Source organism: Methanocalculus alkaliphilus (assembly GCF_024170505.1).
GTDB classification, from domain to species: domain Archaea; phylum Halobacteriota; class Methanomicrobia; order Methanomicrobiales; family Methanocorpusculaceae; genus Methanocalculus; species Methanocalculus alkaliphilus.
This window is the reverse complement of sequence record NZ_JALJYG010000007.1, coordinates 52473-66775: the sequence shown is the minus strand read 5'-3', so window position 1 is coordinate 66775 and position 14303 is coordinate 52473. Positions and strand designations below refer to the sequence as shown.

Annotated in this window: 9 protein-coding genes; 2 read left to right on the top strand and 7 right to left on the bottom strand. The window is 44.0% G+C overall.

Features of this window, described 5'->3' with window-relative positions; all coding sequences use genetic code 11:
• Positions 1–133 precede the first annotated feature (133 nt).
• Entirely contained in the window at positions 134–2530 is a 2397-nt protein-coding gene (locus J2T58_RS06620; protein WP_253488327.1) for an AAA family ATPase, read from the top strand.
• 69 nt (positions 2531–2599) lie between these two features.
• On the opposite strand, the gene J2T58_RS06615 is transcribed toward J2T58_RS06620, so the two are convergent.
• The 5 genes from J2T58_RS06615 to J2T58_RS06595 are packed head-to-tail and all read right to left on the bottom strand — an operon-like array spanning position 2600 to position 10586.
• Complete coding sequence (locus J2T58_RS06615; protein ID WP_253488326.1) at positions 2600–2947, bottom strand: M48 metallopeptidase family protein; 348 nt, start codon at positions 2945–2947, stop codon at positions 2600–2602.
• Entirely contained in the window at positions 2944–5979 is a 3036-nt protein-coding gene (locus tag J2T58_RS06610) for a type I restriction endonuclease subunit R (protein ID WP_253488325.1), read from the bottom strand. Before J2T58_RS06610 ends, J2T58_RS06615 begins: the two co-directional genes overlap by 4 nt.
• A 3-nt stretch (positions 5980–5982) precedes the next feature.
• Positions 5983–7812 (bottom strand): GmrSD restriction endonuclease domain-containing protein, encoded by a 1830-nt coding sequence (locus J2T58_RS06605; protein ID WP_253488324.1) that lies wholly within the window; start codon positions 7810–7812, stop codon positions 5983–5985.
• 6 nt (positions 7813–7818) lie between these two features.
• On the bottom strand, positions 7819–9030 hold the full coding sequence (locus J2T58_RS06600) for a restriction endonuclease subunit S (protein ID WP_253488323.1): 1212 nt from the start codon (positions 9028–9030) through the stop codon (positions 7819–7821).
• Between the two features lie 2 nt (positions 9031–9032).
• Positions 9033–10586 (bottom strand): type I restriction-modification system subunit M, encoded by a 1554-nt coding sequence (locus J2T58_RS06595; protein ID WP_253488322.1) that lies wholly within the window; start codon positions 10584–10586, stop codon positions 9033–9035.
• A gap of 342 nt (positions 10587–10928) precedes the next feature.
• Here J2T58_RS06595 and J2T58_RS06590 point away from each other — a divergent pair, with 342 nt between their 5' ends.
• The gene (locus J2T58_RS06590; protein ID WP_253488321.1) at positions 10929–11294 is read left to right on the top strand and encodes an HTH domain-containing protein; all 366 of its coding nucleotides are present in this window, start codon (positions 10929–10931) and stop codon (positions 11292–11294) included.
• Between the two features lie 100 nt (positions 11295–11394).
• Here J2T58_RS06590 and J2T58_RS06585 read toward each other — a convergent pair whose 3' ends face one another.
• Both J2T58_RS06585 and J2T58_RS06580 read right to left on the bottom strand, forming a co-directional pair.
• On the bottom strand, positions 11395–12141 hold the full coding sequence (locus J2T58_RS06585) for an SAM-dependent methyltransferase (RefSeq protein ID WP_253488320.1): 747 nt from the start codon (positions 12139–12141) through the stop codon (positions 11395–11397).
• A gap of 340 nt (positions 12142–12481) precedes the next feature.
• Entirely contained in the window at positions 12482–14281 is a 1800-nt protein-coding gene (locus J2T58_RS06580; RefSeq protein WP_253488319.1) for a dipeptidase, read from the bottom strand.
• Positions 14282–14303: the final 22 nt, after the last annotated feature.

Sequence of the window (14303 nt, the reverse complement as noted above, 5' to 3'; positions counted from 1 at the left end):
GAGGAATTTCTCAATCTGGTAACAGCTGACACATCATTAAGTCAGATTTGGAAGAATACGTTAATACCTCTAATCTCTGAAAGCATCCCTGATGATCTCACCCCTCTCAAAGATCTAATTAAAGGTGTTCCATATGTTAAAGCTGAAACAACTCAACATTAAAAATTGTCGTGGGATTCGGGATGGTCCTAACCTTGTTTTTGAGACTGGAGGGTTGCTATTATGTGGAGACAATGGTACAGGCAAGAGTTCTTACATAGATGCCATTGAAAAAATTCTGACTGAAAAATGTTCATCTTTGGATTCAGGAACCCAGGGACTCTCTTGGAAAAAACATGGGACTCATATAAAACATAAAGGGAATCCCGAAATTGAACTTATTATCACTGATGGAAACTCAGATTATCATATCAGTAATAAACAGGATCCTGATAAATATCCGAAAAAAGTGCAAGATTTTTTAGACTCTGCCCATAATCACCCCTTTATTCTTCACCGGAAAACATTGCTAGATTTCGTTGATGCAAAACCCGGAGACAGATATAAGGCAATTGAAGGTTTTTTGCAATTAGATGATTTTAAGCTATTTGAACAAAAAGTGAAAGCATTAATTGATGACAGCAATGCGAAATATCGTGATGCATTTAATAGATATCAGGAAAATGTTCGTGCATTACAAGTACGTTTGGATTTACCAACAGATACCCCGGCCGATGCAGAAACCTGCATCAAAAAGGTAAATCAACAATTACTCTCTATCGATATACCGTCCCTCACATCTCTCGGAGAAATACCCGACCGTGTGCAAAAAATTGAACATAATCTCGATAATTTAAATTTTGATGAAAAGCTCCACGAGTGGTCAATTTCACTTACAATTCTTGATGGTGTGCAGAATACCGAAGTTATAGTTTCAGCAGGCCAAATTTTCTCTGAAAGTCGAAAAAAATTGTTAGCGAAGCAAACTGAAATGAAGGGCAATTTTTATGCTGAAGTCCTTGAGGTGGGATTAAAATGGATCCAAGAGGATTCACTTGATCGCTGTCCTCTATGTGACAGCGAAATAAATGCTGATGATATTGCTCTTTATGTGGAGAAACAATTCCAGGATAATAATGAGATTATTACTCTCAAAGACGATCAAAACCAAAAAAAACAGACGTTTCTCTCCATCATAAAAACCAACAGGAGTGTCCTAATTAAATTCAAGGAGAGTTTACCGGAGGGTCATGATCCGAAGCAGTTTGAAAAAATGGATCTCCTGATTGAGACCTACAAACAACTCATACTGACTCATAGCGAAGAAAACCAGCCAGAAAAAATTGACGATGATCTTAGATCCCTAAGTAAAATTAGCCCTGATGATATTATTAAAGACCTAAAAACGAAAATTACAGCGATTTGTAGAAATTTTTCTGATAATGAGCGGTATGGCAAATTGTTTAATGCTAAAACTAGCCTGGAAGCTATAGAAACACACCAAAAAAATCTCAATTTATGTGAATGTGAATTGGTTCACTATAAAGAATCGAGTGATCAAATACAACTACTGTTAAAGCATGCGGAACAGGCGCGAAAAAATACTGTTCAGAAATTAATGAATACTATTGGTGATTTCGCTGATAAATATTATCAGAAAATTCATCCAGATGAAGCGATTGGCAAACCTCAACTGGAAATAACAGAACGTGGAACTGGAAGTATCAAATTAATTAGCACATTTTTTGGGAAAGAAGATGACCCACGAGGGCTTTATAGCGAAGGTCATATTGATACACTCGGCCTTTGCCTTTTCCTCGCAATAACTCAAGTGCAGCAACAACAGAATCAGGAATTTGCTCTATTGATTCTCGATGATGTTCTTCATAGTGTAGATGGCAATCACCGCAGAAGGACCGCGGAATTAATATTTCAGGAGTTTAAGGATTATCAAATTATCATTACAACTCATGATCGTTTATGGTTTGAGGATTTAAAGAAGATTTCTCGTTCAAATGGGAGTCAAAAAAAATTCAAAGAATACCATATTACACGATGGACGTTAGATAGCGGTCCGGTTTTTGGCGATCATCTTTCGGACTATGAATGGTTGGTATCTGAAGAGTGTAACAAGGCGCAACCCTCCGATATTGTGAGTAAAGCCGGACGATTGCTTGAACAGTGTCTGCAGAACCTATGTGATTCTCTAACCATTAGTGTTCCATTTAAAATTCGAGGTGACTACACAATTGATCCTCTTTGGAATGCTTTTAATTCACGGGCAAAAAAACAGAAAGATTTCTACGAACATGCAAAAAATTGTCTTGAATCTATAGAATTGTTACGTTCACAGAGAAATTTAGTCGGCGCTCATTATAATGAATGGGCAATGAGCCTTACTACTGAAGAAGCTAAAGAATTTGCCCAATCTGTAATTGATTTGAGAAAAAGCGTTTATTGTGATGCTTGTAATCAATTCATTATGAAAATCCCTCAAATTGAGGGAGTGTGGGCGTGTAAGAGAGAATGTATGAAATATAAAGAAAAGTAAATGCATTACCCTTACTACATGCAATTTATATAGTTTTATAAAAATTAATTATAATTTTAACATCAATTTTTAAGCTTCATTTGAAACCTGGGCCGCTGCCATTTTCCAAGCCGTAAATATTTCTTTAAGCTCATCTTCTTGTTTCTCATAATCCCCAAGATGAGCTCGCATTAGGCATTTCCAGAGTTTTCCATGATTAGGTATCTTAAAATGCAGTAACTCATGCACTACAATATAATCCTGAAGTTCAGGATTAAGATCCAGCACATTTGTGTCAAAGGTTAAAATACCTGAGGTGGAGCATGAGGCCCATTTCCTCTTCATCGGACGAATAGCGATAATGTGAATCTCAATCTCAAGCTTCTCCGCCCAATCTCTTACACGCCCCTTGAACTGCTCTTTTTTATTCTGTTTCATTTATCAATCTCATATGCCTTCGTTAGAAGACTGAATAGTTCATCAACAATTGCTGCCACTTCATCAAGATTATCTATTTTTGCGTAAATTGCAAAGGTCACATTATTACGGACCTCTCTGAGTTCTGACTCGCTTGTTCTCCAGTTTGGATACTCTATAAATGCCTGTTTTATCTGAATACTGGCTTCTTCTGCATCTTCAACTCCGGCATCCAGAAGAGCCCGGTAAACAAAGAACGTAAGTCCGTCAAAACCTTTCTCAGACTGTTCTTTCTTTCGCTCTTCATTTTTATTTATTTCATCGAAGAGTTCAGACAGTGCTTCCGCTGTACTTGTCTGCCGGTCTTCATAACGCTCCTGAACCATCCTGGCCCTTTCTGACATTGCGATAAGAAATGGATCGTCACTTTCATCCTTAGCGATTGTCTGAATGCTTTTAATGAGGTTAATTATCCGAGTACTATCTCCATTATCATTATTTTTTATTAGTTCAATTGTTTCAGCGTTAATTTCGATAAATTCCTGAATCGGCTCAATATAACCAATATCCACATATTGCTGAACTAGTTCGTTTGTTTTTCTTTGGAAGGCCCGATCAATCATGATCTTCTTTGCGTATGCTTTTCTGACCACACTGTAAATAGCTGAAAGTGTTGCATAATCCTCAAGATAAGGTCGTAAGAAAGCATCAGGTGAGATAATCTCATAGAGCATTTCAATTTCTTTATATTCGCGGAAAAATTCCTTTCGCCGATCCTTGTCACGAAAATGTTCTATGAGTCCATCTACGTCTTTATCTGTAAAGTTATGGTGGATTAGTGCAAGATATTGTGGTACCTTTTTCTCCATTTTCAGTTTAAATAGTCCTTTTAAGAGGGCGATGTCTTTGACAATTGCATTTACTTCATCGCTATCAAATGCAAGTGCCTTTTCAAGTTTGTCAAAAATTCCAACAAAGTCAAGTACAAAACCATGTGGTTTGACCATTTCCTCGGCTTCATTTTCATATGGTCTGTTCACCCTCGCGATAGCCTGAAGAAGAGTGTGATCCCGCATAGGTTTGTCGAGATACATGGCATAAAGGATTGGGGCGTCATACCCGGTAAGTAGCTTTTCAGTGACTATGAGTATCTTTGGTTGTATTCCAAATTTGGGAAAATTTTTACGTATTTGTTTCTCTGCCTTTTTATCCAAATGGTATGCCTTGAGCTCTTTTGTATCGTTGTTATTGCCGGTATAGACTACTGCAGAATACTCAGCAGGGAGATATTTATCAAGTGCTAATTTATATTTGGCACATGCTGGACGGTCAACTCCAACGAGAAAAGCTTTGTATCCAAGTGGCTCAACATTCCTGACGAAATGGTCAGCAACGTATTTTGCTACTTTATCAACCCTTTCATCAGCTTTCAGGAAATTTTTAAGGTTTACAGCTCTTTCAAGAATTCGATTAAGTTCAGAGATATCACTTACCCCTTCAGTTTCTGCTAATGACCAGAATTCTTTTTCCATCAATTCGGGATTGGCAAGTAGTTCATTTGGCGCTAGATTGTAGAAGAGGGGCAGGGTTGTCTTATCAATTATACTGTCGCTAATAGAATATTTATCAAGATAGCCCTTTGGATCATTTAAACCGAATGTCTTGAAAGTTCCTTTACCATGAGCAGTTTTATCAATAGGTGTTCCGGTAAAACCGATCATGGTTGCATTTGGAAGTCCAGCAAAGAGGTATGTACCAAGATCGCCCCCCGTTGTCCGATGGGCTTCGTCGATTAAAACATATACATTTGAACGCTCGCAGATGTTTGCAGGCATATCGTTGAATTTGTGGATCATGGTGACGATGATACCACGATAGTCGTTTCTTAGAAGTTCAATAAGCCTGTTGATTTTATTGGCATGTTCAACATTCTGAAGACCGAGCATAGCAAGGTTTCTAAGTATATGATCCTCAAGCTCATTCCTGTCAATCATGAGGATTATTGTTGGTTTGTTGGCATCTGCGGCACGGAATAGGAGATCTGCGGCTTTAATCATTGTGAAGGTCTTGCCACTTCCTTGAGTGTGCCATACAAGACCTCGTTGTTTGGTTGGTTCAAGACAACGTTCAACTACTTTTTCAACAGCAGATGTCTGGTGCTGGCGGAGAATAAATTTCTGGAGTTCTTCGTCTTTTTCAGCAAAAAGAATGTACTGCTTAATTAGGGCAAGGATGTGAGGGATGCTGCAGAAGGTTTTAATCTTCGCCTCAAGATTTCCGATCTCTTCATCTTTCCAGTTGAATATGTTTCTACGTATAGTATTCCATGTAGCTCCGTATGAAAATCCAATGGCTTCTGTTACGGAATATATCATCTCAGGGACAAAGATCTCCGGTGTTTCGGCATGGTACCTTCGTATCTGGTCAATTCCGAGGGCGATTGCTTCATCCTTGTTTGCATTTTTACATTCGATTACAAGTACGGGTATGCCGTTTATCAGAAAGACGACATCTTCCCTGATGCTGTATCGACCATTACTGATGGTATATTCTTCGGTTACTTCGTAGACGTTTGCTTCCGGATTATCGTAATCTATCAGATTAAGGTTTAGCTCCCTTTTTTCTTCAGCGGAGTAGTAGGTTGCTTCATTACAAAGGTAGCGGTGCATGTCCCTGTTGCCGTAGATATTATTTTGGAGGCGTTGAAGTTCACTGATTAATGCACCCGGTGTTGCATGGTATGCAGGTGTTGTCTCACGGACTTCCATGACCGAAGGCAGAGTGGTGGCTGGATTATCAGGAAAGGTATGGATATCACCCACCTGCCACCCAGTTATTGCACGATACTCCTGATTGAACTCCCTGACCTTTTCATACAGGAGATCCTCAAAGTACAAAGAAGCAACATGAGCTGCAGCGGAGGGGCTTGGGGCACTTTGGTTGAAATGACGGCGGCGTTCGGCCTCGGCACGTGACACAAATGTCCAGCCGATCTCCTCAGCATAAGCGAGTATGCGGGCTTGGACTGTTTTGTGCTCTCCGGGTTTCGGCATGATTTACTCTCCGTATTTTTCTCTGAGACTTAACTGGCGTCCTTCTGCAAGGTTTTTAGCAGCCTTATGTATATATTCTGCCCTTTTCCGGATGAATGCGTCAAAGTCAGCGGCGAGTTTTTGGTTCTTGTCGGTGTCCGAAAGACCTTCATAACCACCGTTTGCCAGTTGCTGTATCGGAATAAGGTGAGACTGAAGCCTTTCGCTGACGATTTCTTCGGATGTCCATTCGTACCTGTCCTTGAGATACTTTAGAGGGTCTTTTCGCCCGATTGTTATATTAGTTTTGTCTGTGATGAGTGCACAGTTTAGAGCTATTGATCCATTAATTCCCGCTTCTTTTAACAATGCGTCGGGATATATGTGATGATAATGGCGATTTTCAATATTGCTCTCGTTTATCGTCTCTCCTGTTGCAAAATCAAAAGCTCCAAGTCGACAAGCGACTGCGAGAATGGCACGGCCACGAATTGTGACCCTTTTTGGCCATTCAGAGCTAATTAACTCATCTATTTCAGCAATCTTATGGTCCGAAAAGATTGGGATGTCACGAATTTCATATAATGATCCATCCTGTTTTTTATCCTCGCAAATAACTGCTTTTAATCCTTTGAAATCAGCGAATGCATGGGTTGCAGCCGAATTCTCATAGCGATCAGTGAAAAATGAATGCCATAAATATTTTTTCAGGAGTAGTTCGTCTTTACCCATTTTATCTCCTGATTCTGGAATAAATGTATATAGGGCTGCAATTACAGCGAGTACTGCATTCGTTGGAAGGCGCTCTCTGTCATAAATCCCCTCACGATTTAGGAAGTTTACCATCCTGTTTAAGCCACGAGCCATGATTTCCCAGTTTTTAACCATCTGGATCTTATCCATATCCCAGGCTCCTCTTTGATTAGGCAGTTGGCCTTGGATAAGTGCGGATGTTGTAAGGATCTGATCAGAGAGAGGTGAATATCGGGAAATTTTGGGATATTGCATGTCAAGTCCTTCCTCAAGGTCGTGAAGAGACTGTTCCATGATACTTTCAACCTCCGCAACTATGATGTCATATTGTGAAAGAGGTTTGCTGTTTGTATTCATGTTGATGAAGACATTGAGAGCGACGGTTTTATCCGTATGGGATGGGAGTGATAAATAAGGGAGGTTATAATTGGCAATTATGCTCCGCATATCCTGAATTCGGCTCCGAATTCTGCCTTTGGTTTCATAAAATTTTTCAAGTTCATCTTTATCTTCAGGTTTTTTTGATTTGGTGGCTTCATCTACCCACGCATTAATATCCTGGTGGATATCTCCTGGTTGTAGAAGGTGAGTCGGGATCATTCCTCGCTCAAGGCATTCCGCTGGGTTATCACACCAGAGTGGATAACGCAATCCATTCTTTCGATAATAACGGGTTTTACAAAATGCACTGAGATCTTCACGATCATCATCAGCTTCGTAATTATCGAACTCCTCAAGATAGATGAAGTAAGTCTCGTTTTCATAGTTGTTATGCAAAGCCCGCCAAAGGGCGGTAAGCCGTTGTTGTCCATCCAATAGATGCTCATAGACGCGGCCTTTATGTTCAGGAGATGTCTCCAGATAACGTGAGATGAATTTCTCATTATCTCCAACTTCAAGGACAAGTGTAATTCCAAGAGGAAGATTTCGGACAACCACCTCCAGTAGGCTACTGATCCGGTGCTTGTCCCATGCTTCAAATCGCTGAAAACGTGGTAATTTTATTTCACTCCGTTTAATCTTCCAATACCAATCTTCAAGTTTCCTGTTTTGTGCCTGCATATCTTCTCTCCCAGTATCAACTTTTATTAACTGCTCCACAATTAATCATTCAACATCAATACCAATATCCCTTAATTTTGAGAGGTCCACGTTATCCACTCGGATCTCCGCCGTCATGAGCTGGTGAAGGAGTGTTTTGAAGAGATCTTTAAGAAGCTGAAGATGAGATTTGTGATTAACAGATTTTTCATCAATTAATCCTATTTCTTCCACGATTTCCCTTTGTTCATCTAATGATGGAACAGGAATGATAACACCTTTCAATGTTCCTGTGTTAATATTGAACTTTCCATCAGCCGTTCTGGATGCTTTGCCAGAAAGAAAACTTGAACCTGTTTCTGTTCTGGTATATTCATTAACGAACTCTGGTAGTATTTTATCAGTTTGAAAACGGACACGTATCAAATAAGAAGCAAAATAACAACCATTTAATATCTCATTTCTATACATTGAACATCTGCCAGCGTTTTCTTTAACACCATTTGTCCTTACAAAAAGAAGATCTCCATATTTTAGTTTTAAATTCTCTATTTCTGCAGAATTTAGAAGTCCATATTTTATATCAATTAGGTCTATTTGTCCCCCTACAACATTTGGAATTCTTAGTACAGGGACTCCTGAAATATTATAATCACATTTAACCGAAGTACCATAGGTAAAAGAGTCTGCTATATCATCCAAGCGGAATATCTCCCAACTTTCCGGAACTATCCCGATCTCCGTATCCTTCTGCGGTTCACCACGGGTGCCCTCGGTAAACAGCTTGTACATCAGGGCCTTCTTCAGTTCGGTCGTGCGGGCGATGAGTTCCTCCTGCTGCTCGATCGCCCGCTGCACCGCTGAAAGGATGGCGGCGATGCGGCGTTGTTCAGATTTTTCAATAGGAATATAAATTTCTTGTAAATAAGCTAAGTCGCGGTTTAAACCGGGAACAAGATCACTTACTAGACGAGAAAGATCCAAGGATAAAAGCAAATAATATAGAAAATTTAAGTCATGGTCCAAACCCTGCCTAATTATAAAATACGTTGTGTCGATGGGGCAAAACGGCTGACGTGAAATATGAACAGCTCCCACACTTCCTTTTCGACCAACAATAATTCCAGGTCCATTCACAATTGCAGTTTTATGATATCCAACAATACCATTTGAACCATATACTGGTACATCGCCAAAAATTCTTTTTTTGGCTGGGAGACTCTTGCCATAGTTAAATCTGACAACCTCGCCAAGAGTTTTTTTTGTCCATTCTCCCACCTTCAAACCCCCAACCTTTTCAGCACAGCCCGGAGTGCTTGGTTCGTCTCGGCGACCTCGGCTTCGAGGACATCGAGCTCTGCTAAAATCTCTCCGATGGGCCTATAAATTTCAGCATCAGCGGTGTGGATATAGCGGGATGGAGAGATATTGTAGTCGTTCTTTACAATCTCGGTCTTCTCCACAATGCGGCTGAATTTATCCTCTTCAGTCCAGTTAAGGAAGGTGGCAACAATTCTTTCGATTCCGTCATCAGTGATGTAGTTCTTCGGATCACCCTTCGCAAATACTTCACTTGCGTTTATCAGGAATAATTTATCCTTTTTATCGATGGTTTTCTGTCTGTTCAGGATAAGAATGATGCCAGGTGCCGAGGTATTGTAAAAGAGGTTTTCTGGTAAATATATAACTCCCTCAATCAGGTCATTTTCCACAAACCACGACCTGACAGTCTTTTCCTTATTCCTGTTGGCGCTCCCGCTCCCACGGGATGCCGCTCCCGTGTCAAGGATAATAGCAGCCTTGCCATTTGTTTTCAGTGAGGCAAGTACATGCTGAGCCCAGCCCCAGTCCGCTGATTGTTTACCAGGAAACCCTACCCCTGTCGGGAACCGGCCAAACTCATCAGCATCATAATCATTCTCGGTGAACCAGTCCTGATTCCACATCGGATTTGTAACTACTCTGTCAAATGTGCGCAGCTTACCATTCGTCCGGAACTTCGGTTTTTTGAAGGTATCGCCTATTGCGATCTCCCCTTCCATATCATGAATGATCATGTTCATGTTCGCCATCGCCCATGTGCCTGGAGTATACTCCTGCCCATAAAGCTTCAGAGGGGCATATTTCTCCGTTGAGCGAAGAGCCATCTTCTCCTCCATTGCAAGCTCACACTTGATGAGAAGACCCGCTGAGCCGCAGCAGGGATCATAGATTTCCATCCCCGGTTCAGCGTCCATGATGCGGGCCATAATCTGCCCTACCTCACGTGGAGTATAGAACTCACCGGCTGACTGACCTCCACCTTCAGCAAATTTACGGATGAGATATTCATAACTCCGGCCGATTATATCCGGCTCAACATCTTTGAGACCAAGACGCTTTTCAGTTATTTTCTCAATGAGATTTGAAAGGCGGTCATCTTCGATATCTCTGACTCCATGAGTTGTCGCATTAAAATCTACCCTGTTAATTATACCGTTAAGCGAAGGATTGTGTGTTGCAATCTCACGTAGTCGGGTGGTTACTTCTTCCCCGATTCCGGTTGTTACATTCCGGATAATTGACCAGACCGGCTCATCAGGATCTTCAGGAGTAAACGGTAGATAGAACCGGACAAGATTATGGTCCTTTTCCGCAATAGCGAATGCCTTTTTCCGGGAGCCAACCTTCCCGGCAATACGGTTAATCTCGTCATCATAAACATCGCATAGTCTTTTTGCAAAGATCAAAGGAAGGATGAAATCCTTGTATTTTGGTGCGTCGGCAGCACCGCGAATACTACATGCTGCATCCCATATCCAGTTCTCCAGTGATTTTCCGTTAATCGTAGCCATTTTGGGTCTGCCTCATTTTTTAGAATAATTATATTTGATCAAATCGAAATTACAACATATGCCGGTGTGTTGAATTTCTGGAGGTTATAAATTACATTCTAACCAACCATTAGAGAATACTTTGTTATTTGATCATTCCTGATTGCCCACTCTCAATAGAATAGAATCTATCTCACTATAAAAGAGGCTCTTTGCTGTTCTGAATGAAATCAATAATCAGCTCAAACGAGTAGAACCCATTATTGCAAATATTACATGATAAATATTTTTATCACATATGATAAAATACATTATCACACCTCTCCAGTGAAATAAATCCGGAGCAATAATTCAGAAAACGTGATGCATATGCCCCGTCCCTTTGAAGGAATCCTTGGAAATACCTGCGAATTACGACTTCTCGAATTCCTGTTACCGCTTGAGGGGATGGAATTCAATATCACCGAACTCTCGGAAGAAGTTGGTGTCAGCCGGGTGACGGTTGGCAGGGTGGTGAAGAAGTTTGTTGCATGGGGAATCCTCAATGTCAATAATCGGAAGATTCCCCGGTATTCGATCAATTCATCATCGCCGATAATCCGGGGGCTCGAGATCGTGAACAATGCACTGATCAGGCGTATCATTGCAGAAGAGAAGGACGAGGAGAGGCAAGATATGCAGATGCTCATGAAGAAGCACAAGGCGACCCTTGATCTTCTGGCGAAATAGCTACTGGCAATAAAAATAATGAGAGGCCGGATTCGATCCCGCCATCCCACTCCCCCTCCTACCAAATCAGATCAAACAACCTCCCCTGCCCTCTCCCCCCTCACCTCGCCATCAGCGCAAACACCCCCCATCCAAGGTATTCTCTCGTGTAGGCGGCGTAGCGTCTTGGTTCCGAGGTCAGCCTGCCCCTGACCGCCTCTGCGAAGTCGTCGTCGGGATTCGCTTCGAGCCATCGGCGCATGGTGAGCCACTTGGCCGCCTCATACCTGTCCCAGCCATCCTGGTTCGCCAGAACCATTTCTACAACATCGTATCCGAGCTTGTCGAAAGACGCGAGAAGGTCTGGGAGCAGGAGGAAATCGGAGATGGATTCGGCTTCGCACTCTCTGGCAACGTCCTCTGTTGGCGGCAGCTGCCTCCAGTAGGGCTCGCCGATGAGGATGATCCCGTTGGGGTTGAGGCTCTTTGCCAGAAGATCGATGGTTCCGGCGAATCCCCCGCCAATCCACGTGGCGCCGAGACAGGCTGCCACATCGACCTTTTCGTCGGCGACATAGCCGGCAGCGTCGCCGTGGATGAACTCGACACGATCAGTGACTCCGAGTTCTTCAGCACGAAGTTTCGCCTGACCGGTGAACAACTGGCTCATATCGATGCCTACGCCGGTGATTCCAAAATCGCGTGCCCAGGTGCAGAGCATCTCGCCCGAACCACTGCCGAGATCGAGCAGGCGAACCCCCGATTCCAGGCGCAACGCTGCTCCGAGAGTGGCGAGGTTTTCCGGTGTGAACGGGTTATGGATGCGGTGAGCGCTTTCAGAAATAGTAAAGATACGTGGTATGTCCAATGGAAAAAAACTCCTTTACGTAAATTAGATAATGATTGAATTATATCATCCGTGTTTTTTACACATAAGGATTTGGAGATCACCCCATAGCCCTGAGATTTCGAGCTGTTTTTTGGTGTTCCATAATTCAACCAGGCCTCACCTCAGGGCACGATCCACCCTGGGCATTAGAGGTTCGATTGCAACGTAGGATAGTGCCTCGTGAATGAGTCGGATATACTTGTGATGTCTAATTCTGAAATTTGAATCATAACGTGGGGTTCAATGATATGCTTTGGAATTACTATTTATAAATTTATTGTAATATCACAAAAAACAGATCAAAAAAAGAAAATTCCCCTCACAAAAACCCGATAATCCATTCAAACAGACTCCCCTTCGGGACCTCCACCCGCTCGCCGGTATATAGAAGGCCCGGGGTATCCCGGAGCTCGCTGTACTGATAGATCCTCGGCCCGTACTGGTACCCGGTATCATTATACCACCAGTCAGGATAGCCCGGCTCCTCCACCGCACCCGTCGCCGGATCGGTCAGGATCCCGTTTGAATACTGCACGATCATCCTCGCCGTCAGGTTCTGCCAGCCTGCGATGATCGCATCGCCCCGCTCCACCGTGAAGGTCGTCATCACCGCCTCTGCACCGGCGGCATCACCGGCATCCAGGCGGGCGATCACCTCCTCATCAGCCAGCGTCAGGAGCCGGTACGACTCTGCTTCAAGGGCCTGCTGCTCTCCTCGGATATCCTGACTCATCGCATCATACCGGAGCATCGCCCAGTTCGTCAGGAACCCAAACGTCCAGTACGCGGCATCCGGATCATAGGTACCCCGGGTGCCGGTTATGTAGGAGGGGGCGACATTCACCGCCCCTGCATAGATGGGGGCATAGACCGTCTCATAGGGGACGGCCGGGCCAAACCAGAGCACCCCTGCAGCCTCCTGCGGGAGATCCGGCCGCACCATGCCGACATAGCTGTAGCTGCAGAATATCTCCGAGATTGATCGCGGATAGGCACCGGCACGAATCTCAAGGGTGGTTGCATTCTGGAAGTTCGAATGGGAATCCTCGGGGCCGAGGTTCCGGTACGGGTTCCCGAACGGACCCGCCGCCGGCCCCTTCGTCATATCAAAGGGTGTCCCCTCGTAATGATCCCGGAAGAGATTGAGGACGGTGCTCAGGTTCACCCTCTCATCCGGGGCAATCGAGAAGGGATACTCCCGTGTATAGGAGTCCTCGACATAGGGGCTCAGATTCAGGGATGGGGCGAGGATATCCTGGAGCCGCCAGACCCGCATCAGTGAGTAATAGGGGTGTGCATATTCGCCATAACTGACCGTCGAAAGCCAGTCGAGCGGGCCATCGGAAGGCGACCACCAGCCCATATTCTCAGCAACAGAGAAGAGATTTGCCGAATGGTGCATATCCGGCGTCACCTCACGAATCCGGAAGGTATTTGCGGCAACGAAGATCTCGCCATCCGGAACCTGGGCTGCAACCCAGAGCCCGCCATCACCCTCCGGGTTTCCGCACATCTCGATGACCCAGACCTCCTCTGCATCTGCAAAGATGAGGGTCTCACCGGTGCCATAGTACCCGTACCGATCGATCAGCTCCCCGACGAGCAGCACCGCCTCCTCGGCACCTGTGCATCGTTCGAGAGCCACATTGGAGAGTTCCGAGGAGTAGAAGATCCTCCTGTTCTCCTCGGCAGGCGGCTCGTATTTTGCATAATTTGTGCATTCGGCACTCATCAGGTTCTGATCATTCATCATCCCGTATGAGCCGGTGTAATAGCCATAGGTCGATGGGACCTGATCGATGTAGCCGAGAACAGGGTTTTCAGACGGGTTCACCGTACTCCCGGCAGCATCCGAGCCGCTGTTTGGATCAAAGAAGACCGGCCGCATATCACCGGGCTGGTGGATCGCCGGGGGGATGTAGGTGAGGACGATATCATCACGATCACGCCAGTCCCGCCCGACGCCATCGTTGGTATGGCCAAGATATGACGATCCGTCATCCGAGGCGCCGGGGGTTATGCCGAAGATCGTACACCCCGACACAGAGGCCGGGATGATGAGAGAGAGGATACAAAGAAGAGAGAAAAGCCGTTGAAATCCTATGACCGGAACATCCATAGATGTAGATTCGGTCTGCCTC

What these genes read in the sequence shown, in the direction of transcription:
- J2T58_RS06620 (WP_253488327.1), top strand. Translation starts at nt 134, where the DNA reads ATGTTAAAGCTGAAACAACTCAACATTAAAAATTGTCGTGGGATTCGG.
- J2T58_RS06615 (WP_253488326.1), bottom strand. Translation starts at nt 2,947, where the DNA reads ATGAAACAGAATAAAAAAGAGCAGTTCAAGGGGCGTGTAAGAGATTGG.
- J2T58_RS06610 (WP_253488325.1), bottom strand. Translation starts at nt 5,979, where the DNA reads ATGCCGAAACCCGGAGAGCACAAAACAGTCCAAGCCCGCATACTCGCT.
- J2T58_RS06595 (WP_253488322.1), bottom strand. Translation starts at nt 10,586, where the DNA reads ATGGCTACGATTAACGGAAAATCACTGGAGAACTGGATATGGGATGCA.
- J2T58_RS06590 (WP_253488321.1), top strand. Translation starts at nt 10,929, where the DNA reads ATGCATATGCCCCGTCCCTTTGAAGGAATCCTTGGAAATACCTGCGAA.
- J2T58_RS06580 (WP_253488319.1), bottom strand. Translation starts at nt 14,281, where the DNA reads ATGGATGTTCCGGTCATAGGATTTCAACGGCTTTTCTCTCTTCTTTGT.